At 50.3% G+C, this 21,862-nt stretch carries 19 protein-coding genes and 2 tRNA genes; all 21 read right to left on the reverse strand.

Annotation, left to right across the window (positions count from 1 at the left end; translation table 11 throughout):
* Positions 1-27 precede the first annotated feature (27 nt).
* Positions 28-273: a sulfurtransferase TusA family protein gene (locus tag SGLY_RS12710; protein ID WP_013625677.1), complete on the reverse strand. Its 246-nt coding sequence runs from the start codon at positions 271-273 to the stop codon at positions 28-30.
* On the reverse strand, positions 266-1,126 hold the full coding sequence (locus tag SGLY_RS12715) for a 4Fe-4S binding protein (protein ID WP_041445404.1): 861 nt from the start codon (positions 1,124-1,126) through the stop codon (positions 266-268). Before SGLY_RS12715 ends, SGLY_RS12710 begins: the two co-directional genes overlap by 8 nt.
* 34 nt (positions 1,127-1,160) lie before the next feature.
* Positions 1,161-2,204, reverse strand: coding sequence for a LacI family DNA-binding transcriptional regulator (locus tag SGLY_RS12720; RefSeq protein ID WP_013625679.1), 1,044 nt, complete (start codon positions 2,202-2,204; stop codon positions 1,161-1,163).
* A gap of 128 nt (positions 2,205-2,332) precedes the next feature.
* Complete coding sequence (locus tag SGLY_RS17625; protein ID WP_013625680.1) at positions 2,333-3,247, reverse strand: glycyl-radical enzyme activating protein; 915 nt, start codon at positions 3,245-3,247, stop codon at positions 2,333-2,335.
* Positions 3,234-5,519 carry a pyruvate formate lyase family protein gene (locus tag SGLY_RS12730; protein WP_041444808.1) on the reverse strand — a complete coding sequence of 762 codons (2,286 nt, stop codon included), beginning with the start codon at positions 5,517-5,519 and terminating at the stop codon, positions 3,234-3,236. Before SGLY_RS12730 ends, SGLY_RS17625 begins: the two co-directional genes overlap by 14 nt.
* Before the next feature lie 45 nt (positions 5,520-5,564).
* On the reverse strand, positions 5,565-6,503 hold the full coding sequence (gene hpdA, locus SGLY_RS12735; RefSeq protein WP_013625682.1) for a 4-hydroxyphenylacetate decarboxylase activase: 939 nt from the start codon (positions 6,501-6,503) through the stop codon (positions 5,565-5,567).
* A complete protein-coding gene (hpdC, locus tag SGLY_RS12740) occupies positions 6,500-6,763 on the reverse strand; it encodes a 4-hydroxyphenylacetate decarboxylase small subunit (RefSeq protein ID WP_013625683.1) in 264 nt (87 codons plus the stop codon). The genes hpdA and hpdC overlap by 4 nt, the downstream gene beginning before the upstream one ends.
* 42 nt (positions 6,764-6,805) lie before the next feature.
* The gene (hpdB, locus tag SGLY_RS12745; protein ID WP_013625684.1) at positions 6,806-9,508 is read right to left on the reverse strand and encodes a 4-hydroxyphenylacetate decarboxylase large subunit; all 2,703 of its coding nucleotides are present in this window, start codon (positions 9,506-9,508) and stop codon (positions 6,806-6,808) included.
* Between the two features lie 19 nt (positions 9,509-9,527).
* A complete protein-coding gene (locus SGLY_RS12750; protein ID WP_013625685.1) occupies positions 9,528-10,541 on the reverse strand; it encodes a methylcobamide--CoM methyltransferase in 1,014 nt (337 codons plus the stop codon).
* A gap of 4 nt (positions 10,542-10,545) precedes the next feature.
* Positions 10,546-11,211 carry a corrinoid protein gene (locus tag SGLY_RS12755; RefSeq protein ID WP_013625686.1) on the reverse strand — a complete coding sequence of 222 codons (666 nt, stop codon included), beginning with the start codon at positions 11,209-11,211 and terminating at the stop codon, positions 10,546-10,548.
* 26 nt (positions 11,212-11,237) lie between these two features.
* On the reverse strand, positions 11,238-12,290 hold the full coding sequence (locus tag SGLY_RS12760; protein ID WP_013625687.1) for a uroporphyrinogen decarboxylase family protein: 1,053 nt from the start codon (positions 12,288-12,290) through the stop codon (positions 11,238-11,240).
* Entirely contained in the window at positions 12,287-13,060 is a 774-nt protein-coding gene (locus SGLY_RS12765) for a uroporphyrinogen decarboxylase family protein (RefSeq protein ID WP_013625688.1), read from the reverse strand. Before SGLY_RS12765 ends, SGLY_RS12760 begins: the two co-directional genes overlap by 4 nt.
* Positions 13,061-13,070: 10 nt before the next feature.
* Positions 13,071-14,735 carry an ASKHA domain-containing protein gene (locus SGLY_RS12770; protein WP_013625689.1) on the reverse strand — a complete coding sequence of 555 codons (1,665 nt, stop codon included), beginning with the start codon at positions 14,733-14,735 and terminating at the stop codon, positions 13,071-13,073.
* 66 nt (positions 14,736-14,801) lie between these two features.
* A complete protein-coding gene (locus SGLY_RS12775; protein WP_013625690.1) occupies positions 14,802-15,830 on the reverse strand; it encodes a uroporphyrinogen decarboxylase family protein in 1,029 nt (342 codons plus the stop codon).
* A gap of 12 nt (positions 15,831-15,842) precedes the next feature.
* The gene (locus SGLY_RS12780) at positions 15,843-16,874 is read right to left on the reverse strand and encodes an ABC transporter substrate-binding protein (protein ID WP_013625691.1); all 1,032 of its coding nucleotides are present in this window, start codon (positions 16,872-16,874) and stop codon (positions 15,843-15,845) included.
* Positions 16,875-16,890: 16 nt separating this feature from the next.
* Positions 16,891-18,486, reverse strand: coding sequence for a rhodanese-like domain-containing protein (locus SGLY_RS12785; protein ID WP_013625692.1), 1,596 nt, complete (start codon positions 18,484-18,486; stop codon positions 16,891-16,893).
* Between the two features lie 12 nt (positions 18,487-18,498).
* Complete coding sequence (locus SGLY_RS12790) at positions 18,499-19,272, reverse strand: ABC transporter permease (RefSeq protein ID WP_013625693.1); 774 nt, start codon at positions 19,270-19,272, stop codon at positions 18,499-18,501.
* Entirely contained in the window at positions 19,272-20,108 is an 837-nt protein-coding gene (locus SGLY_RS12795; protein WP_013625694.1) for an ABC transporter ATP-binding protein, read from the reverse strand. The genes SGLY_RS12790 and SGLY_RS12795 overlap by 1 nt, the downstream gene beginning before the upstream one ends.
* 644 nt (positions 20,109-20,752) lie before the next feature.
* Positions 20,753-20,828: transfer RNA gene (locus tag SGLY_RS12805), tRNA-His, on the reverse strand.
* 9 nt (positions 20,829-20,837) lie between these two features.
* Positions 20,838-20,914: transfer RNA gene (locus SGLY_RS12810), tRNA-Arg, on the reverse strand.
* Positions 20,915-21,273: 359 nt separating this feature from the next.
* Positions 21,274-21,837 carry a DoxX family membrane protein gene (locus SGLY_RS12815; RefSeq protein WP_013625695.1) on the reverse strand — a complete coding sequence of 188 codons (564 nt, stop codon included), beginning with the start codon at positions 21,835-21,837 and terminating at the stop codon, positions 21,274-21,276.
* Positions 21,838-21,862 lie beyond the last annotated feature (25 nt).

Raw genomic sequence — 21,862 nt, forward strand, 5'->3', positions numbered from 1 at the left:
CGTCTTTGAAGAAAAGGAGAGCGCCATTTATTCTCCCGCCTTTCTCACGATCAGGTTATAGGTACCGTCGCCGTTGTCAATGAGTTTTAGGATCTGATGCCCCTCATCCTTGATGCTGCGGGGAACATTCTGCACCGGTTCTCCGTCGTTCATGCGGATGGACAGCACTTGGCCGTCATTCAACTCCTCCAGCGCCACCTTTGCCTTGACGAAGGTAACGGGGCAAACGACATCGGTGATGTCAACGGTCTCGTCCACAACAAACTCAGCCATTGTAAGCCGCCTCCATTTCTTTTTTGAATGTGTCCCATCCGGCACGGTCAATCGCCACACGGAAACGCTCGCTTGGATTGGCGTACTGATCGAAGAACGCAAGCGCCGCGTCCGCTGCCCGAAAAAGGACCTCTTTATCGCGGATGATGGGCAGGACCTCCTCACCCTTCGCGATTAAGTTACCGAAGGTTCCGCCAAAAGAGAGGATATATCCCGGTTCGCCCCGCCATGCGTCAAAGGGACAGGACTTCACACAGCGGCCGCAGTTGTTGCATTTGCTCTCATCCAAAAGCAGTTCGGTTTCAGTCTGGGTGATCGCCCCGTCGCGACAGGCCTTGGCGCACACTCCGCAAAGGGTGCAGGCTTCTTTGATCCATTCGATGGTATAGCCGCCCTTGACGCCTAAATCATTCTCCTCGGCTTTCAGGCAGTTGTTCATACAGCCGGTGATCCCGAATTTAAACTTGTGAGGCAGCTCTCGGCCAAAGTAGCGGTCGGAGATTTCACAAGCCAATGGGTATGTCTCAATGCAGCCGCTTGGACATATCGCGCTGCCCTGACAGGCCGTCACAGTGCGCACTCTCGGGCCGCAGACGCCTGTATTCACGCCGCCCGCTTCCAGCTCGGCCTTGACGTCCTCCACGTTTTCCAATTTGACAAACGGAATCTCCACACCTTGCCGGGAAGTGAGATGCACATGCCCGTCGCCGTATTTTTTGCTGATTTCAGCGATGGTCAAAAGCTGCTCCGCCGTAAGGCTGCCGCCCACTACCTTCAGCCGCAGGGAGAAGTGATTCTTCTGCACCTGCCGCATGAATCCGCCGTTTTTCAGCGCCTTGTAATCAGCCTCCATGTTCGTCACCACTTTCCTTTGTTTTTGTTCCCAGTCAAAACGCATTGGCAAGCACCGCAACACTTTGCCTATGTATGAATTCATTTTGCAGGTAGATGCGCAACGGTTTTTTGTGCCGCCGCTCAATTCTGCCAATCAAGGTTTGCACCGCCACATTGCCGATTTCCTGAACCGGCGCCCCCATCGTGGTGAGCATGGGCGATACATACCCGGACAGCTCTATATTATCAATGCCAACGACAGAGACCTGCTCCGGCACCTGGATCTTGGCGTCTTTCAGGCGGTTCATCAGCGCGATGGCGGAGGTATCGCTGGCGCATAAAACGGCGGTCGGTTTGCTCCCGTCGGCCTTGATCAGTTTCTCGGCACCCAAGACGCCGCCTTCGCCGTTGTGTTCGCACGGATACACCAGTTCATCCTCAAAAGCGAGATCATGTTTCCGCAAGAAATTTTGATAAGCGAGAAAACGCACCTCGCTCTCTGTTCCGCCAAGATAACCGATCCGCCTGTGACCCTGCAGGTAAAGATGAGAGAGCGCAATTTCGGCAGCCTCATACGCGTCACAGATGACCTGATCCCATTCCGCGTTGATTCTGCCGCGCCCGGCATAGACAATATTGGCGTAATACCGGTTGAGCAGATCAATCGCGCATTTGTTGAACTGCCCAATGGCAATCGCGCCGGCCGGTTTGAACGATTCAATTTTTTCCCTGATCACATTTGTCATCAGCTTTTCATTGACGTCGAAAATGGAGTAGGAGAACCGAACCGGGTAACCGTGTTCCATGGCTTGCTTCTCAATCACTCTTGAAAGCTGAGATAGAAATGGATTTTCTTCCATGGTATCGGTGCGGCCCAATATACAGCACAGAGAACCGCTGCGCACAGTTTCGCCGCTTTTTTTGCCCTGCTGAAGCTCCCGGGCGCTTTTATTGGGAAGGTAACCGGATTTCTTGACGATTGCCCAAATCCTGTCCCGAACTTCCTTGCTGGCGAAGCTGTCGTTCCGCGAATTGACCACTCTGGATACGGTTGAAACAGATACGCCCGCTTCTTTGGCGATTTCTTTCAGTGTCACCGTTCTCCCCCTTTCCTGTTCCATAAACAAAATCATTATACACAACATTTTCGCAAAAACCAAGGGCAATCAGCGCAAATTTGCGTTACTTTGCGTACATGTTGTGCAAGAATTTCGGGAGCCTTGGTTCAGCGCAAAGGAAGGCAAAATGAACTGCAGATTCTCTTTGCGGTCAGCATAAAATCCTCTGAGGGATGAGGATCGCCGCGCAGTAAATATGGTTTGCCTATTGATTGATATTTTTTCACCCCATAGTCATGAAACGGGAGCAGCTCAACCTGAGCTATGCCTGGTATTTCACTAAGAAAACGCGCAATCGCCGCGATTTCATCCCCTGTATCGTTGATCCCGGCGATTATTGGGATTCTGACCCAAATCTCAGTGCCGAGAGACGAGAGCCGGCGGAGATTTTCTAAAATTACAGCATTATCTGCCCCGGTGTATTTTTTATGAATTTCGGATGAGAAGGCCTTGACATCGAACAAAAATAAATCTGCAAAACAGGCGGCATACTCTAGGCTTGAGAAGGGAACGCATCCGGCTGTGTCAAGCGCAACATGAAAATTTTCTTGCTTCAGCTTTGGCAGGAAATTATGCAGGAAATCAAGCTGCAATAGAGGCTCACCGCCGGAAATTGTCACGCCGCCGCCGGATTCCTGATAATATGGCCGGTCCTTTTTCATGGTTTCCAATAACTCGGACGACGTCTTCCACTCCCCAACGATAGATAGGGCGTCATATGGGCAGATTTTAACACAGCAGCCGCAAAGGACACATTTCGTTTGATCGATATTTCCGCAGCTTCGCATTGCGCCGTTCGGGCAGGAAGCGGAGCATAAATCACACTTTTGGCATACCACGTCATCAAATTGAATCTGCGGATGCATGTCGATGCACTCGGGATTGTGGCACCAGCAGCAGCGGAGATTGCACCCTTTCAGGAAGACGGTAGTCCGTATGCCCGGCCCATCGTTCACTGAAAAGCGTTGGATGTTTGTTACGAGTGCGCTGACCTCATGCCAATCAGGATCAAAAATTCCCATGCTCTGTCCTCGCGATGATTTCGTCCTGTGTTGCGGGCAGCAGTGAACAAAAATATGCTGAAAATCCCGATACGCGCACGACTAAATTTTTGTACTTCTCGGGCTCACGTTTGGCGGCCAGCAGAGTTTCACTGTTGACGACATTGATTTGAATCTCGATTCCGCCGCGGGCAAAGTAGGAATTGATCAAATGGCGCGTCGCCTTGGCGTTCGAAGGATTTTGCAAAAACTGCGGCGAGAATTTCAGATCGAGCACCATGCCGTTGCCGGCGCCTGAAATCTCGGCCTTGACGGCGGAATTGATTAATGCAGTAGGGCCGGAGATGTCCTTGCCCTGCACAGAAGCAAAGCCGTTGGAAAGAGCGGTGCCCGCGAGCCGTCCATCGGGCAGGGCACCGGTAAGATACCCCATTTTGGCGTGATCCTGCACGGTGTACAAACCGATACCGTAGGTCCCTCCGCGGCTGTTCTTCCTGCCCTCGGCCTCATCGATAAAGATATCCACAATGTCGCGGACGAATCTATCGACAGCATCATCATCATTGCCGTATTTGGGACAGGCGCTGATCAAGCGGAGAAGATGCTCATAGCCTTTATAATCTTGATCAAGGGCAACTGCCAACTCAGACAATGTCATTATTTTTTCATCAAACACGAGTTTTTTGATCGCGGCGAGCGAGTCGGCCGTTGAAGCGAATCCCCCGCCGTTTAAGACAGAATTATTGTAGATCGGGCCGCCATCGGCAACATCGCGTCCCTTTTGAACACAGCCTTTCATTGTGAAAGACAAAAAGGGAGCCGGATACAACCTGCCCCAAAAGCTCTCGATGAGATCGGCGCTTTCCAGACCGAGGTTAATATAGGCGCGCAGTTCTCGCTTGAACCAGGCATAGAATTCGTCAAAACTTTCCAGGGAATCAAGGTCGTGACTGTTGTGGAGAGGGAAAACCTCTCCCGTAAGTCGTTGGACGCCGCGGTTGAGCATGAATTCAAGCAGCAGTGGGATATTGATCCTCATGGATTCCGTATTGGAAAAGTCATTTCCGCAGCCAGTCAGCTCTACACAGCCCATAACGGCGAAGTTTACGGCATCTTCATGAGACAATCCCTGTCGTTCTTTGACGGCGATGCAAGCCGCATCGTGAAAAAAGGAAGGAAAGCCGGTGCCGCTTCGCAAGACGTTAAGCGATTCTTCCCAAAGCTCTTCGGGCATATCCGGAGCATAGCGCAGGGCAAGCAGCGGCTGATCACAGCGCAGGCGCTCAGTTGCCCGCAGGCACATAAGGGTAATGGGGTTGCTGATCAATTCGCCGGAAACCGTCGTCCCGCCAATCGTAACATTTTGGTAGCACATCTCGTTGGCAGCAAATTTGAGCCACAAGGCATCGATGATTTCCTGCGCTTCATCCCCGGTAATGTGCCCGGCGGCAAGATCGGCTTGATAGAAAGAGTCGAGATATAAATCCAACCGCCCGACGGAGATGACACAGTTTACGGGCATATCAGTGATCAGAACTTCATGCACCAGCCAGACAAGCTGAACCGCCTCAAAAAAGCTTTGGGGTGGATTTTTTGAGATATGTTTACAGGCCGTGGATATTTTTAACAGTTGCTTTTTTTCAGAAGGATCCTCAATGCTCCGGGCAGAATTTTCTGCTTCTTCCGAATATCTCAGGATATAATTTGAGAACGCCTCAGCACAGCGCAGCATGGCGGAGATATAGCTCTTTTCACTATCCGTATGCTCTCGGCCCAGTTCGGTTTTCGCCTCATCCTGCAGCGCCTTCAAACCTGAGGTCAAAATGCGCTGCTGGCCGGGGATAATATGCCCGCCGCTGTTATGCTTAAACAGCCAGGAATGTACTCCTTTCTGGAAAAAGCGAAGCTTTTTTACCGCGGGATGATGTTCATCGCCGCCGAGATAAGCCTTGATCCGCTCAACCTCATCGTCGATGCAGAAAGGGTCGTAGGGAGGGACTTCCGCCGCATTGTAGCTGTCCGGGGTTTTATGCGGATCGGTGAGATCCCAGGAATACTTGTAAGCGTATCCCGCAAGCACATCACCGGGCAAAACAGATATTTTTTTCTCAGAGAGAAACTCCTCAAAGGCTAAGGCGATTTTTGCAGGGAGATCAAGGGCTGGGTGCCGGGAAAACACCTTGCCGTACACTTGAGCGCGGTGAGGGATGACTTCGCTGTCGTAAAGCTCATTCCTCATTGCATATAGCCTTTGAATCCGGTCAGACAGCCCCGGTTTGTTTGCATTGCTCATCACTATCGCCAGCTTTCGTTTGATTTACACAAGAGCTATGATCGGTCAAAATGGTGTATCCTCGCCGATATAGCACGCAATCCCCTTTTGGGCGAATATCTCTTTCATTCCGGATAGATCAATAGCGGACGGTTTATCATCATATGGGCTCTCCTTGCCAAGCTGACGCCACTTGGATTCCCCCAGGCGGTGAAATCGCAGAAGGTTTATTTCCTTTAAATCCAACCCGCTCATAAACCGGGCGGTGGCGGTCATGTTTTCAACGGTATCGTTATAGCCTGCAACCATTGGAACCCGTATGATCAGCCGCCCTTGATACCCGCTCCTGGCAAGAGCTGTTATATTGCTGAGAATAGGGGTGTTATCGACACCCGTGCGGGAGTGGTGAAGCGTTGGATCCACATGCTTGATATCGATAAAAGCGAAATCAATCTCATCCATCACCGCCTGAAAAACTTCTTCAGCTGCGAAAGCCGATGTTTCTATGGCGGTATGGATGTTTTCCCGCTTTAAAATTGGCAAAAGGGAGAGCAGAAATCCGGCTTGCCTGAGCGGTTCGCCGCCGCTGAAGGTAACGCCGCCGCCTTCTCCCCAAGAACCGCTGTCAATGCGGAGCCGCTCCATAAGCTGGTCTGCGGTGTAATCTTTCCCGCACAGCCTGATCGCGTCCAGGTGACATACTTCGGTGCAATGAAAGCTGATACAATCCGTGCAAATCCCCCGGTCAATCTGCAACGCCCCGTTTGCCGATCTAAGCGCACCGTGGGGGCAAGCCTTGACGCAACGGGAACACCCATCCCTGGCACGGCAGTTTTGCTCTGCAAACAAGATTTTACGCTTTGACTCCATGGCTTCGGGATTGGCGCACCAATCACACTTTAACGGGCATCCGGCAAAAAATATTGTGGTGCGGCAGCCTGGACCGTCATGGGTTGTAAAGCTTTCAATACTGGATATTAACGCTTTATCCTGGATTTCCATCATGCTTTTTCAAAATACCGGCACAGGGAGGCATTAAAGTTCCCGTCGATCCAATAGGGTTTAGCATAACCGGCACACTTACCGAGACCCGCTCCGTCATCGGCATATAACTTACAATGAGCACATTTTGGCAGGGTCTCAAATTCGGGGCAAAGCGGGGCGTCGATCAAAACGATTGCGTCACTCCAGCGGCAGAGCCCTTTTGCCACATCCAAAGGAGCAAAATTTTTGCAATCAGAATGATTGGGGGCAGATTTAATCATGATCTATCAAACTCCTATCCATTTGGATTGTGGACACGCGTCCTAAAGCCCACACTCATATTCAGTACGGGAAATGACCTCGTCTTGAATGGGCTTGCTTAATTCACACCAATAGTGGGTGAATCCTGAAACTCTCACCAGAAGGTCACGGTAATTTTCAGGGTGGCGCTGGGCATCCCGGAGATTGTTGCTGTCCACGATATTATATTGGATGTGGTGACCGCCCAAGCGCATGTAGGCACGGGTAAGGGCGAGAAGCTTTTTTGTTCCGGCATCTCCCGATATCGCGGTTGGGTGGAGCTTGAGATTGAGCATGGAGCTCTGGGTATTGGAATGATCCCACACCGTGGCCGACCGGAAGATGGCATAGGGACCGTTTTTATCGGTGCCCGGATAAGCCGACATGGAAGCGTCGGTATAAGTGGTGCCCGCAAGTCGTCCATCGGGAGTCGCTAAAGTCACACCCCCCTGGGCGTTATGATGGCCGGTGACAAACTGCCCCACTTGGAGTTTCTCGCCGTAGAGCGTTTCCTTGGATGTCACGATTTGCGGGAACCAATCCTCGTAATCGGCAAGGATCGCATCAACATATGGGTCGGCATTGCCGAATTTGGGAGCGCGGAGACAGTCGGCATAAATATCGTCATATTGATCCGAGCCATCCTTCTTGCGGCGGTCAAGTACTGAAAAACTGCCCGATTCCTCGGCGGTATCATAACCGAAATTGTGAAGCAGGGCATCGGTTAATTGCTCCAGACTGTATTTCCCTTCCTCAAAAACCAATTTCTTTATTTGTGCCAGGGAATTGACAAACGTAATTGTGCCGCTGGTTATGGCCAAAAAAGTCGTGTTATAACGGTATCCCTTTTGACCGTTGTGATGGCCGGTTTTTAGGCAGTCAGGCTTCATAAAGGAATTGATAACCGACATGTTGTTCTTGCGTGTGATGTCAAAATAAAGATTATTAAAGCGCGTGAGAACATCAAGGGCTTTGTCGATATAGGCCTTGAGCTGAGTAAGAAACTCCTCGTATGAATGAAAAACCCGGTTGTGAGGCGGAAATATCTGCTTTTTAAGATTGTGGTCATAACCGTTGAAGAGGGTCATCTCCAGCATTTTAGGCAAAGCAAACGGACGAATCCCCCCCATGGTGGTAAGTCCCGCTCCTCCTGGAATTTCATATTTTCTGCCGTTTAAATCGATGGTGTTATAGACCCCCGGAGCAATGGCCAGACAGCCTCCCACAGCGGCGGCGGCGGATTCTTCTTCCGTCATGCCCTCATGGCCAAAGTGCTTGACCAGCATCTTCCTAGAGGTTTGATTGTTGACCCAGGCCGGATATCCCGTGCCTGTCTTGTTGCATTTGGCGCACTGCAGCAGGAAATCCTCGGGCAGTTTCTCATCGTAAAGGCAGGTGATGGTAGGCTGCGGAGTAGAACAGCGGATTCCAGCCTCCACAAAAAGATATTCAAGACGGTTGACCGCCGGCGAGCCGTCCCTTTTAAGGCCTCCTACCGTGAGATTGTTATAGGTGTTTCCGGCATTTCCGCCCACGGTATTGGGGGAAGCGAAGATATCCATTGTGGTTAATTTGATTCTCTGCATCTCCAGGAGCTCAATAACCTCTTCCTCCGTAATTCGCCCCGCCTCGATATCCTGTTCGAACCAGGGATACAAAATCTGACCTAAGCGGCCGGGGGAAACGCCGCAGATCGGATCTTCATTGGACGCGGCAATATGAAGAGCGTGAAAAAGCTGAAGAGCTTCTCTAAACGTGGAAGGCCGATCAAAGGCGATCTTCCGAAGCGTCTTTCCCAATTCGGAATAAATATCGGCGTAGCTTTCCCCTGAATCCTCGACGACATGGCGACGCCGGATCTCATCAGGTAAAGCGCTCTCCCTGGCCGCCAGCTTTTCGGCGAGGGCGGCATGATTTAAAATCCAAGCCTGAATCCCCCGAATGGCAATGATGACGGCCTGATCATAATAAAATCGGTCCATGCCCAGAACACCGTCTCCATCAGCCCTTCCGGCAACGGCGTCTCGTTTTTCTTCCAGCAGCTTGACAAGCCCCTCCAAACCATATTGAAAAGGATAATAGAGGTTCATGGTTTCGCGGCCTTGAACGATGGTAAAGCCGGCATCATCATAGCTGACCTTTGATTCTTGAATCAAATCCTTGAGCGTCTTATCGGGCACAAACTCCTCCATTTGCCTTGATACCGCTTCGGCCGAACGGCCGTCCCAGCTTTGGGCAAGCCGCCGATAGGCCGGAAAATCTTCTTTCCTCAGGCCAAATTTTCCCGCCACCGACTTGACCTCTCCGAAATCGGAGGTGACATTTCCGCCGCCTGTGGCGATCACCCGTTTTCCTCCCGAGAAATTTTCATTCGATCTTGCCAGAAGGAAGCTGTTTTGAATCCAGGGCATAGCGAAAGAACCCCGGTAATTTTTTGATTTCTGCAGGGCAAGCTTCTCGCCCGGCCATATCGTGGGAGTGAGATGTTCAAAGGCGCTTTTGAGCGCTTCGGCGCGCCTTATCACGGGAACGGAACCGTCCAATTCATCCCATCGGCGGGTATACCAATACGTGAATTCATTATCCGCCGAGGAAAGAGATTGATAAAATAACCCTAAAAGCCTTTTGACATTCCCGCCCGTGCCTTCTTTCTCCTCACGAGGTGTATAATCGAATTCGGGCGTGTATGCTTCGGATTTGATCTGCTTTGCAGCCGTCACCGCCATTGTGATTACCCCCTTATGATTAAGATTTGACCGCGCCTGTAAAAGCTTGCAAATTATCCATCGGCGAGGATGTGGATAAGCCGCAGGCAGGAGCGATAATATCAATATTCGATTTGATCAGATGCTCCGTGCGGGCTTCGATAGCCTCTTTCTTCCCTGATTCCAAAAGATAGGTGCTAAGATTCCCCATGGTCAATAGATCGGGATATTCTTCCTTCAGCCCCCTTAAATTGACCATGGCGTCTGTACTGATCACATCGGCATAAAACTCAGGCAGGTATTGCTTCACGCTGTTCATATTGCCGCAGATATGGAGAATCACGCTCCTGTCGGCGGCCTGAACGGCCTCGGTCAATTTATTGATATAGCGCACGGCAAATTCGGAGAACATTTTGGGCCCCAATATTTCGCCTGTAGCGGTGGGATCGGCGATCGAGATGATATCCGCTCCGCTTTCCAGCAGGGTCAGGGCGTAGGCGATCAAAAAATCGGTGACATAATCAAGAACACGGTGCGCTTCAGAAGGTTTTTTCCGAAGCTCTTTCAAAAAAGTCATGGGGTCGACGATCGAAGCCGCCGTGCTGATGGGACCTGTCAGACTGCAAATCAACGGCAAATCCCCCCCGGATAAAGCCGCGGCAGCATTTGCGATGGTTTCAACCCGCCCCTTTTCCAGCAAGGCGGGGATATCCCTGTATTCGACCGCCGATACCGAAGGAAAGAGCTCCCTGGCGATTTTAGGCTCACATTCCAGGGTGCCGAAATCGATTTCCGCCCCCAATATCTCGGGTTCGATTGTCATGCAAAAGGGCACGCCGATGTTCTCGAAGCCGGTAAGCGAGGCCACCCTTTGCGCCAGAGCGCTCATCAGGAGGGCGTCGGAATGAGCGGCAGGCAGAACACTCTCCGAATCCCGCATGACATCAACCACTGCGGCATTCATCATGCCGCCGGGACAGATAACGGGCTTACGGTCGATGGATTTTCGCTTGATCGTTCTGAACAAACGCTCTTTGGGTGATAATTGAGACATGCTATCAAGCTCCTTTATGAGATGAGTCGAACAGCCTGTTCAGCAGTTTCAAGGCATCGGAGGCATTGGTGGAATAGCCGTCGGCGCCGATCTTATCGGCAAAGCGCTGAGAAATGGGACCACCGCCGATAATCACCTTAAAGTGATCACGGATACCCTCCTCCTTGAGCAGGGTGATCACCTCTTCCATGTGCGGCATGGTGGTGGTCATCAGGGTAGAAAGAGCGATGATCTGCGCCCCCGCCTCCTTGGCCTTATCCACGATGATCCGCGGCGGGATATCCCGGCCCAGATCAATCACCTCATAGCCGCCGGCATCAAGCATAATGCGCACGAGATTTTTTCCGATATCGTGGGTATCCCCTTGCACCACAGCGATAACAACCTTTTTCAGATTTTGGCCATCCTCCCGCTCAATATGCGGGGAAAGCACCTGAATGCCGGCATCCATGGCATCGGCGCAGAGCATCAGCTCAGGAATAAAATATTCCTCCTCCTCGAACAAATCGCCCGCCCTTCTCATGCCGTCGGACAGGCCTTTGTCTATGGCCTCGAAGGGGTCATATCCCTCGTTGATCACTTGGTTTGCGGTATCGCGGGAGATGTCCTCATCCATATCCACAACCGCGTCGGACAGCTTTTGAAATAATTCTTCCTTTGCAATCGCCATTACAATATCCTCCTACAGCGCATTCTTCATGCGATATTTTCATCTTTTTTTCGGCCGGCCAAATGGCTGTATTTGCGCACCGCGTCAACCATGGCCTTGAGATTTTCTACAGGGATATTGGGAGCAAGGCCGCAGCCGGGTTGAATGATCACTCCGCTTTTATGCTTCAGTCTCTCTATCATGGCCTTGATATCACGGTCAACTGTTTCGGGCGTACCTAAAAACAAGGTATTGGCGGGATCCACCCCTCCCGCTACCGGAAAACGGCGGTAAAAAATCTTCTGAGCCACCGCAATATCAACCAACTCTGAAAACCAAAAGGAATCGGCCCCGGTATCCTTCATCTGGTCGATGATCGGATACTCGCCGCCGCAGGGATGAAACTGAGCAATCAGCCCCGCGTCATGAATACCGCGCAAGAGACGTCCCTGATGAGGGATCACGATATCGGTAAACATTTTGGGCGAAAGCACCGAAGGACTGCACATGCCGTCCGCCAGCTCAAAAATATCCCCTCCGGCTCTCTTCACTGCCTGGGCCATCCAAATAATGGTGTCCGTTACCTTGTTGCCGATTACATCAAAAAAATCTCTGTCGGTGGCCAGGACATTCATCATTTTCTCGACACCCAACAAACGCGATACGGTGTTGAAAACCCCATGACTTGTGACATGATACACCACCTCGTCTCCCGCTTCCTTCCGCATAAGGCGGATCTGGTCCAACACCACCTTTAAGTGCGGCTCTGTTTCAGGATCGGGGATTTTAATGGCTTCGGCCTGCTCTTTGGTGAATATCGCAGCCTCTCCGAACTGATGATGGTCATCGTGGGGGAAATACAGCTTGCAGCCCAGACTCTTCTGAACGGCATACGCGGTACGAATATTGAAGCAGTCTGCCCGCACCACCTCCCATACCGCCAGCTCGGCTTTGGCCAATGCCTCGGGGTCGTTCAAAATATCCTCGTCAAAATCCCGGCCGATCAGGCGGGGTCCACTGGCCGCGTCATTGGCAAAGACGGGGATATAATCCACTGGTTTGAATTTGTAGGCGTTGAACACACGCTCACGGGAAGTCATCCTATCACTCCTTCCGACATCTCATAGATCGTTTCCGTTACCTTGATATGGGGGCATTGCCGTCCCACAACCACCCGCCTCCCTCTTTCATAACGCTCCAAAACCGCGGCCTGATAATCCTTCCCGGGTATAGGATAACCATGATAGAAAGCAAGGCTATATGTTTCCAGGGGCGAAAATGTGAATGGGCAAACATGGACAACACCACGCCCGCCCTCCGCAAGGAGGCTTTTCAGGAGCAGCACTTGATATTTGGCCGCGAATCGGCGATGATGTTTTTCACCCAGAACAGCAGGCAGAGCCTGCATATCACAAAGAGATATCACCTTGACTCCATGGTCAAAAGCCTTTGCCCCATAATCGGCAAGCGCTTCGGTGAGGGATAAAAGCGCCGCTTCCACCTCGTCAGGATACCGCAGAAGCCATAACGGCAGCCGGGGCGAGCAGACATCACAAAGCAGAGAATAGGGCGCCATCATATTGAGCCAGAGGTTATTTGCTTCCGCGAGAACGTTCAATGAATCCAGCAGATTTTTTAGTTTTTCCTCAAGAAAATGGCATGGGAGACGGTTCAGTTCTTCATGACAATTGATCAAGGGGATCACATCTCCGAAACCGCTGACAGTAGGCGTGATATCAGCCCCAAGAAGGCGGGCCTCAAGAGCCGGGGCCCCTTGATAAGTATAAAAGAGGCCGCCTACTTCCTTTGCGTTTTTTGCCTCATCGGAGCAAAACCGGCTCAAAGCCTCGCGGGTTAATTCAGGATTCATGGGTTATCTCCTAAAAATTCAGTGATTTTACGAACAGCTTCTCAAAATCCGGGGTGTTGGCAAGCTCAACTTTTTCCACCGATTCCACAAGGGCTTTCATCTGTTCTCGGAAGGTCTTATTGAGCAGAAAAGCTGCCGCCCCCGATTGGGATGTGTTTCCGATAAAACGCACTTTGCCCTTGAATACACGCGGCAGAAGCCTGATATCGAGGAGGCTCCTCTCGCGCAGATGATAGCCGAAGGACCCTGCGATCAAAACTTCATCCACCGATTCCGGAGGAACATTCAACTGTTCCAGCAGGGCCACGATTCCGGCGTATACCGCACCTTTGGCAAGCTGAACCTGTCGGATATCCTTTTGGGTGAGATAGACCTTATCCGTGAGATAAAACGTGGTTTTTCCCTCCGTCAATCTGATCTGCTGTTTGATCTTTTCAGAATATCGCGCTTCGCTCTCCTTGACAAACCGTCCGTTTTTGCCTACGATTCCGGTTCGGACAAGCTCACCCACGATATCCAATAGACCGCTGCCGCATATCCCGATCGGTTCCATTCCCCCAATGGTTTTATAGTTGACATTTCCTTCTTCATCAATGGAGAATTCCTCCACCGCCCCCGGCGCGGCTCGCATACCACAGGTAATATTCATGCCCTCAAAGGCAGGGCCGGCCGCCGTTGAAGTGGCCGCAAGCTTCCCGTTCTGCGCGACAGCCATCTCGCCGTTGGTCCCGATATCAATAAAAAAAGTAACACCTTTTCTTTCTGTAAGGCGTGACGCCAATACTCCGGAGGTAATATCCGCTCCCACAAAAGCCGATATGATCGGCGGCAGGTATATGCTGCCAAAGGGGGAAATGCCCAGCCTTTTCGCAGGCAGATAACTGTTTCCCGAAAGATTGGTGTGATAAGGATAGCTGCCCAAAGGGGTGGGGTCAATTCCCGCCGCAAGATGAAGCATTGTCGTATTTCCGCTGTAAACGACGTCATAGATATGAGCGGGATTGATCTCCGCTCTTTTGACGAGTCTATCTCGCAGTTCAGCGAATGCCCCCAGAAAGGCTTCATATAAAGTTGTCAAGCCATCGTCAGAAGCGAAATGGATGCGGGATAGAACGTCTTGCGCATAAGCGCTTTGCGGATTAAGCATAGACTCATGGGCGAAATGTTCCCCCGTTTTTAAATTGACCAGTTCGGCCACCAGGGTGGTCGTACCAATATCAAGCGCGATACCGTATACTTCACCCGCCGTATCGCCCGGTTCGCTCCCCAGAGGCTTTCCATCCCCCAAAATAATCGTATTGCGGCCATCAAACTGTTTCGTAACATAAGGATCCCTATGATAATTGAAAGATTCGCCGCCAGCTAAAATCTGAAGCTTTCTGTTCTCGTCCGCTTTACTTTCCCAAAAAACACCAATATCCTCCAAAACAGCGCTTTGACAAGCTAAAACATACCCTTCCTTCTGCTCGATTTCACTCAGCCGGTGAGAACATTCCCTCTCGATCTCGGAATACCCAAGGGGATCGGCCAACCTGACCTTGCACTTGCCACAAGTACCTACCGCGTTGCAGGGAGCCTCAATTCCAAGGGCCAGCGCACGGGCTGCCTCCAATATAGTCGTACCCTCTCTTACCTCAATTTGAACGTCTTGATTGATAAATCGAACAACCGGCACGATAACACACCTTTCACCTGTGATTGGTTTTCAGCCTATCGAGTTCACCTCGCCAAATGAACCAGATCAATATTTCCCATATTTCTCATGCACCCTGCAAATCGCCCGAATATTCTCCGGCGGAGTATCCCGGGGAACGGAACAATTGGCACTCAGGATAAATCTTCCGCCTGCCTTGCCGTCCTTTATGCATTGCAGGGCCGCTTCCGCCGCTGTTTCCGTCGTTCCCTGATGGAGCACATCCACTGTGTGCAGATTGCCGAAGGCCACAACTTTGTCACTGAATCTTTGCTTGAATTCGGATATTGCTATCTCGTCAAAATGGATGATGTCCACATTCTCCTCACAAACCAGATCCAACCGGTCAGACCAGCAGCCGCAAGTGTGATACATGGTTTTTTTGGCGCCATATTCCTTTAAGGAACCCAAGAACCGCTTTGAATAAGGGTGGACAAACTCACGGTAATGCTTTAAGGATATACATTCGGTATTGGCGACAGGATTGGAGGTGTGGATAATATCAGCGCCTCGGTCGATCAAGGCTTTCCCGTAAGCAATCAGGTTGTCGGTAAGAAAGGAAAGCAGTTCCCTGGCCTCATTCGGATGCCTGATCAAATCGCGGTAGAAATTGGCTTCACCCCTTAGCATACAAGCTGAACGGAAAGGCTGGGACACCCAGGCAAAGAGCGGTACGTCCGGACCGGCTGCCGCTTTTAGCTTTTGCACAAGCGAAAGCATATAGGGCATCCGCCCGTCGGTATTGGGATTGACGAGCTTTAATTTATCCAATTCAGCAAGGGATTTTAAAAAAGGATTGTAATCCACGTATGGAGAATCATCCTCCGGAAATACAAGCTTGGCTCCCAGCGCCTCATCCACCACAGGAACAGCGTTGATATCCCACACCCCGTCTTGATTGAAATCCTGCCTAACCTTGATTTGCGCCCCGATAAAAGAATCGGGGTCCGTGAAAGCCTGGGAAAGGGAGAATCCGGCATATTTCATGCCGAATTCCCTCGTGCTCAAAAGGAATGGGATGCGGTCGGGCAGCTCATGGTTGCAGACCGCCAGTATACGCTCCATAGAAGTCATCATCAGTCTCTCCAGTTATTTCTTATCATATGGATTGTATTCATTGGTATAGATGTCCGAAGGCTTCACCGCGTCCTTCTTGACAATGCCGTTATCGACCATGAAATCAATCCAGTAAGTTACCATGCTTTCAGGCCACAGACCATAATTTACCAATTTAACAGGTTTCCAATACTTGGCCAATTCCGGGTTTTGACCATGCTTCGTCAAGATCTTCTTGACGACTTCCCGCGCTTCATCCGGGTGGGCCTCTGTCCATTGATCGGTCTTCACCAGGGCGGCCACCAGCTTCTTGGTTGTTTCGGGATATTTAGCCATAAGATCGCTGTTAATAAAATATCCCCAACCGGAACCCGCAAGTTCCGGACCCAAGACAGTATAGAGATCGGAGAGTTTTTTTGCGGTGCCGTTTTCAATGAGCTGATCCGCTATTGGGGAACCGTCCACGACCAAATCAGCCTGTTTGCTTTGGAGCACCTGCTCATGCTGGGCGATCGGAACAACGATGATGTTTACATCGTCTACTGTCAGGCCGCCTTTGGCCAGATACTGACGGGTGATGAATTCAAACATGGCACCCTTAGCGCCCAGGGCAATGGTCTTGCCTTTCAAATCCTGCGGGGTTTTAATCGTATCATCATCCGCGCGAATCAATAATTGATAACCGGGGTTCTGGTCGCTGCCGATTGCGGGGCCGCCATAGATAACCTTGATGGGGGTGCCCGCAGCAGCCGCGTTGATGAAGGCCGGAATTGCCGCATTGCAAATATCGGCCTGACCGCCCGCGATCGCCTGGATGGCCGCCGAACCGCCGCCAGCAAGTCCGGCTTCCTCTACCTTCAAGCCTTCCTCGTCAAAAAAGCCTTTCTCCAGCGCGATGTCAAAATTTACAATGTCGCCGTAGTTATTGACAATGTAGCGGAGCGTATAGTCTTCTTCTGTTTTGCCCTTACCCGTCGTCAGAATGACTCCGGCCACAATCGCCACAACGATGACTGCCGCGATCGCGGCGATAACGGTTTTTGTGCTTCTTCTTAATGTTGCCATTGAAAATCCCTCATTTCTAAATAATATTTAATCTTTGGAAATGTGCCATATATTTATTGTCATGGACAAGGCTTTCTTCCCAGGCAAAATATTCCTTTGCCTCTTTCTTGCCATATTCAGAGAGAGGAATATGCCAATCGTCGAGATCAAACCCTGCCGAGCCTTCCTCGAGAGAATATCCTTTTGCCGCCCATGCTGCGCACCCACCCTCAATTACTTTGACGTTCCCATAGCCCAATTCAGACAAGGCAACGGCGGCGAATACCGCTTCAATGGGGTCGGCGGCGGTAAGCAGAATGGAAGTGGCTTTCTCAGGCACTGCCGTGCTGATTCTCTCCTCCAACCTCCCTCTGGGAATCCACCTGCTCTCCTGGATATGTCCCGCGGCAAAATCCCGCCCATAGCTTACATCAATGAGAAGGGGAGGATTTTTACCTGAAAGCGACTCCCGGGCCGCTTCGACGCCGAGCAACTCAACTGAGCCTCGATCGCGCTCATCATCCAGATACCGGTTTGGGGGACTTCCCCGCTCTAATCTGTATCCACGCTCCTTCCAACCATCCAGCCCGTCTTTCAGCACAAAGACATGCGGGAATCCCATTTTGATGTACCAATAAGCGGTGATGGCGGAGCGGGTTTCCCCGTCACTCACCAAAACGATATCCGCGCCGCGGACCGGTACGGCATCTTCGGCGTTTTGTATGGCCTGCCCGCCCGGATAGGACAGGGAATCCGCGATATGCCCCGCTTCATATTCATTTTTTGTGCGCGTATCAATGACATAAAGAGGATTTTTATCTGAATTTTCCTGCCGGAACTTTAGACCCTCAGGTGAGATCAAAGGAATATGATTGGCCTGAGCGAGCTTTTGCGCCGCCAATTCTGCTTTATTCCGACTGTGAGAAGAAGGAACGGATGCGGCAGGCATTTCCTTTTGCAGCTCATAGCCCGCCAGAACCCAGCCAAGGGTGCCGTTGGTCAGATCGAGAACCTCTCCCAAACCCAATTTCTTGACGGTTGCGGAAGCGATAAAGCCCCGGGTTCTGCCGGCGCAGGTCAATACTACCTTCTTGCCGCGTTCCATATAATCAGATATCGCCGCAAAAAGCTCCACGCCCGGGATATTGACCGCCCCGGGTATGCTGCCTGTCTGGTTTACCTCTTCGGCCGGGCGCACCTCAATCACGGTATATCTGGTCAAATATGCATGAAGTTCTTCGGGGGATATCGGTGTCACATCCTGCCAGATCTCGCCAACAATCTCCCCAAAGGCTTTGCTGGGCACATGCAAGCCCTTAACTTCCGGAAATCCTGCGGATTTCCAGCCATCAAGCCCGCCTGCAAGGACATAGACATTGGTATAGCCGCCCTTCTCCAGAGTATTGGCGGCACAAAGCGCCCGATTGCCATCTCCGCTGTATATGACCGTTTTGATTTCCTTATTCGGCACCGATTGAAGAATCTTTCTCTCAAGGGAACGGCGGGAGATAATGGCTGCCCCGAAAATATGGCCTCTTTCATATTCGCAGCGCTCTCTTACATCAATAAGCGCAAAAAGCTCATCGCTTTCCAGAAGATTGTTCAATTGGGCGGGAGATATTGATTTTGCCATGATCGTCTTCCTTTACTCTTCATTTATGGTGGGTTTCCAGAAGGTCAGCTTTTTCTCTATTATCTCTAAGATAAAGTTGAGAATGATCCCGATTAAAGCGATGGTTAAAATAGAGACATACATTTTTGAGATCTGGAAATTATATTGGGAATTGATCACCTGGAATCCGAGGCCAGCCTTTGCTCCGATCATTTCCGCCGCAACAAGAGCCTTAATCGCTGATCCGGAACCGAGCCTCAATCCTGTCATCAAGGAGGGTACGGCCCCTGGCAGCACCACTGAGGAAAGAATCCTTTCAGTATCCGCCCCCATGGAACGGGCGGCCTTAATCAACAGCAAATCGGTGTGCCGGACCCCGCTTATGGTATTCAGCAAGATGTCCCAAACCGATACCCAGAATACGATGGTCACCTTTGATGTCTCTTCGATACCGAAAAACAGGATGAACACAGGAAAGAGAGCCAACGCGGGTATTTGGCGGCAAATATGCACCAGCGGGGAGAAGAAATCAGAAAAGCTCTTAAAATATCCGATCAAAAGTCCTAACGGTATTCCGATCAGAAGGGCAAAGCCGAAACCCAGCAAGGCTCGTTGAAGGCTGATCAGGATGTCGGGAATCAACTCGTGTTCGCCCAAGAAGATCAGCTGAAACCAAGTGATCAGCACATCAGAGAAAGGGGGAAGCAAAGAGGGTCTGATTATTTTCAGACTGGGCAAAATCTCCCACAACGCAAGGATGAAGAAAATCAGAGCACTTTTCTTGATCAATTTTATGACAAATTCCATTATATTCCATCTCCATTATGTATGATCTGCGAGGGCGGGGTTTTGCCGTGAAGAGAATCCGCTATCCTGCGGGTAAGTTCGAGGTAATCTGGTGTGAGGCGCACTCCATCGCGGGGACGGCGGAGTTCTATGGGAAAGATGTCCCGCAAGGTTCCCGGATTTGCGGAAAGAACAACCACCCTGTCGGAAAGATATATGGCCTCGTCTATGCTATGGGTAACAAATATGATGGTTTTTTGAGTCGCCGCCCAAATCCGCAAGAGCTCATCCTGCAATATTTCGCGGGTTTGCGCGTCGAGAGCACCGAAAGGCTCATCCATCAGCAGCACTTCGGGGTCATACGCGAGGGCCCGGGCAATCGCCACCCGCTGTTTCATCCCCCCCGAGAGCTCATATGGATACCTTTCGGCAAATTCCTCAAGCCCCACCAATTCTAAAAATTTCTGGCTGATTTCCCGCCGTTCCTGCTTGGGCATTCCCTTGACCTCAAGTCCATATTCAACATTTTTCCGCACTGACCGCCAGGGGAACAGGGCATAGCCCTGCATCACGATACCTCGATCAAGCGCGGGTCCCTCAACCTTTTTTTCGTCTATATAAATGCCACCCGAGGTAGGCTCAGAGAGTCCTGACAGCAAATCAAGAAATGTAGATTTTCCGCAACCTGACGGGCCTACAATGCTCAGAAACTCCGATTCCCGAACATCAAGACTAAAATCTTTAAGCGCAACAAACTGCTTCACGTTATTGCCCTTTTCCCGTTTGCGGGTAAAACACTTGTTCAGAACCCTAACCGAAATTTTCACACTTTTATCGGCTATTTGTCCAATGCTCATTCAATCTTCTCTCCTTTTGGCACTACAGTTTTCTCGTCATCCTCTTCATCCCATCTACCACTCAAAACAATCTATACAATCCCTATGTGTTTAGTGAGTATTATTGTGCAATAAAATCATCTCCCTGTCAATAGTTTTTTGCTGTAAATTCACGCAAACGTTTGAGTCTTATCGTTTTAAAAAGAGAACCCCATGATCCAAAAATTCATGGGGTTCATTCTATCTTTACTGAATGAGGAACAGCCTCCGAAAAATAAAAAAACTGCTGACAAATACTACTTTGTCAGCAGCCCATTCAGGGAAGTTAGGTCAAAAAAAATGCGTTTGAGCAGCACACATCAATCAATCAATCAATCAATCTTCATAATGACCTTTACATGAAATAATCCACAAGTTATTGTTCTCATCAAAATGATAAAAGCAATTTGATACATTTTATTTAAAATTTCAAAGAAAACAAACTTCATCTTCGATGAAGTTTGTTTTCTTTGGGGTGAATGATGGGGATCACTCCGCTTCGCCTCCGGCTCCGCTTTCATGCCGGGGCGGGAAATTGCTCCCTTTGGTCGCATTTTCTTTTCCGCCCGTTCGATCCCCATCATTCAAAAAAAGAAAACTTCATCTTCGATGAAGTTTGTTTTCTTTGGGGTGAATGATGGGGATCGAACCCACGAATGCCGGAGCCACAATCCGGTGCGTTAGCCACTTCGCCACATCCACCATAATATATGGCGTGCCTGGAGAGATTCGAACTCCCGACGTTCTGCTTAGAAGGCAGATGCTCTATCCAGCTGAGCTACAGGCACAACTCAATTCCGCCGCTGAATCCGGCAGATTTTCAAATAACAGCCAGAGCAGAGGGCCCTGAACAATACTACCTTCGTCTTTGCCCTCAATCGCTTTAATCCCCAGGACTCTGACCATTTTCTGACAGAACCTGTGAATTCCTTTGTCTGTTACCTTGAATATTATGCACAAATTGCACTGAGTTGTCAACCTAAAAAGTTCAGTCCGATCGCAATTCTGGTATGAGTCATCTGCAATTTCAATCGTTCTTTCATTTTAATCCTACCTTGTCAGGCTGCTGTATCTTTTTTCCTGAGACAAAGAAACCGCTGCTTACGGACGGAAAGTTCGTAAACAGCGGTTTCTTTGTTGATATGATTTATTTTGCTGTCTGAGTTCTGGAAACCGGAGCTCTTCCGGCCTTTCTTCCCTTACGGTAGTCGCAGTAGCCGCTCAAGCCGATCATTTCACCGTATTTAGCAAGGTTCATTATAATAATATTCGTCCAGATATAGCCGAAGTTGTTCGCAGATCCAGAAGCAATGAACTGGACATTCAAAAAAAGTCCGAGCAGCGCAGTCCAGAATAATCTGAAGCCCAGAATCATTAAAATGCCAATGGCCATTTCACAAAGAGGAACAAAGAAATCAGTTAGTCCGGGCACACTGTTGAAGATATGGCCCGCAACCCAGGCCCACAATTTATTGATGTATAAAGGGTCGAAACCATGTGCTTTTGGCGGAAGCATGTTGGCCGCCATCGTATCAATCAATTTGGACGCGTGTCCTCCCTGGAAATTCAGCCAACCCGTCGTTGCTTTTCCCCATCCGGCTTGCAGCCAGGCCCAGCCGTAAATAATACGGGCCACCGTGAAAATAACGGCCAAAACAGCTGTCTTGGTCTCTTTAAATTGTTCCTTTATCCAGCTAAAATAATTAAACATCGTCTGATAAAATTCCCTCCTTATA

The sequence above is a fragment of the Syntrophobotulus glycolicus DSM 8271 genome, from assembly GCF_000190635.1.
Lineage (GTDB): Bacteria > Bacillota > Desulfitobacteriia > Desulfitobacteriales > Syntrophobotulaceae > Syntrophobotulus > Syntrophobotulus glycolicus.

Coding starts and splice junctions, on each gene's coding strand:
- SGLY_RS12710 (WP_013625677.1), bottom strand. CDS start 273: ATGGCTGAGTTTGTTGTGGACGAGACCGTTGACATCACCGATGTCGTT.
- SGLY_RS12715 (WP_041445404.1), bottom strand. CDS start 1,126: ATGGAGGCTGATTACAAGGCGCTGAAAAACGGCGGATTCATGCGGCAG.
- SGLY_RS17625 (WP_013625680.1), bottom strand. CDS start 3,247: ATGGGAATTTTTGATCCTGATTGGCATGAGGTCAGCGCACTCGTAACA.
- SGLY_RS12730 (WP_041444808.1), bottom strand. CDS start 5,519: ATGAGCAATGCAAACAAACCGGGGCTGTCTGACCGGATTCAAAGGCTA.
- hpdA (WP_013625682.1), bottom strand. CDS start 6,503: ATGATGGAAATCCAGGATAAAGCGTTAATATCCAGTATTGAAAGCTTT.
- hpdC (WP_013625683.1), bottom strand. CDS start 6,763: ATGATTAAATCTGCCCCCAATCATTCTGATTGCAAAAATTTTGCTCCT.
- hpdB (WP_013625684.1), bottom strand. CDS start 9,508: ATGGCGGTGACGGCTGCAAAGCAGATCAAATCCGAAGCATACACGCCC.
- SGLY_RS12750 (WP_013625685.1), bottom strand. CDS start 10,541: ATGTCTCAATTATCACCCAAAGAGCGTTTGTTCAGAACGATCAAGCGA.
- SGLY_RS12755 (WP_013625686.1), bottom strand. CDS start 11,211: ATGGCGATTGCAAAGGAAGAATTATTTCAAAAGCTGTCCGACGCGGTT.
- SGLY_RS12760 (WP_013625687.1), bottom strand. CDS start 12,290: ATGACTTCCCGTGAGCGTGTGTTCAACGCCTACAAATTCAAACCAGTG.
- SGLY_RS12765 (WP_013625688.1), bottom strand. CDS start 13,060: ATGAATCCTGAATTAACCCGCGAGGCTTTGAGCCGGTTTTGCTCCGAT.
- SGLY_RS12775 (WP_013625690.1), bottom strand. CDS start 15,830: ATGATGACTTCTATGGAGCGTATACTGGCGGTCTGCAACCATGAGCTG.
- SGLY_RS12780 (WP_013625691.1), bottom strand. CDS start 16,874: ATGGCAACATTAAGAAGAAGCACAAAAACCGTTATCGCCGCGATCGCG.
- SGLY_RS12785 (WP_013625692.1), bottom strand. CDS start 18,486: ATGGCAAAATCAATATCTCCCGCCCAATTGAACAATCTTCTGGAAAGC.
- SGLY_RS12790 (WP_013625693.1), bottom strand. CDS start 19,272: ATGGAATTTGTCATAAAATTGATCAAGAAAAGTGCTCTGATTTTCTTC.
- SGLY_RS12795 (WP_013625694.1), bottom strand. CDS start 20,108: ATGAGCATTGGACAAATAGCCGATAAAAGTGTGAAAATTTCGGTTAGG.
- SGLY_RS12815 (WP_013625695.1), bottom strand. CDS start 21,837: ATGTTTAATTATTTTAGCTGGATAAAGGAACAATTTAAAGAGACCAAG.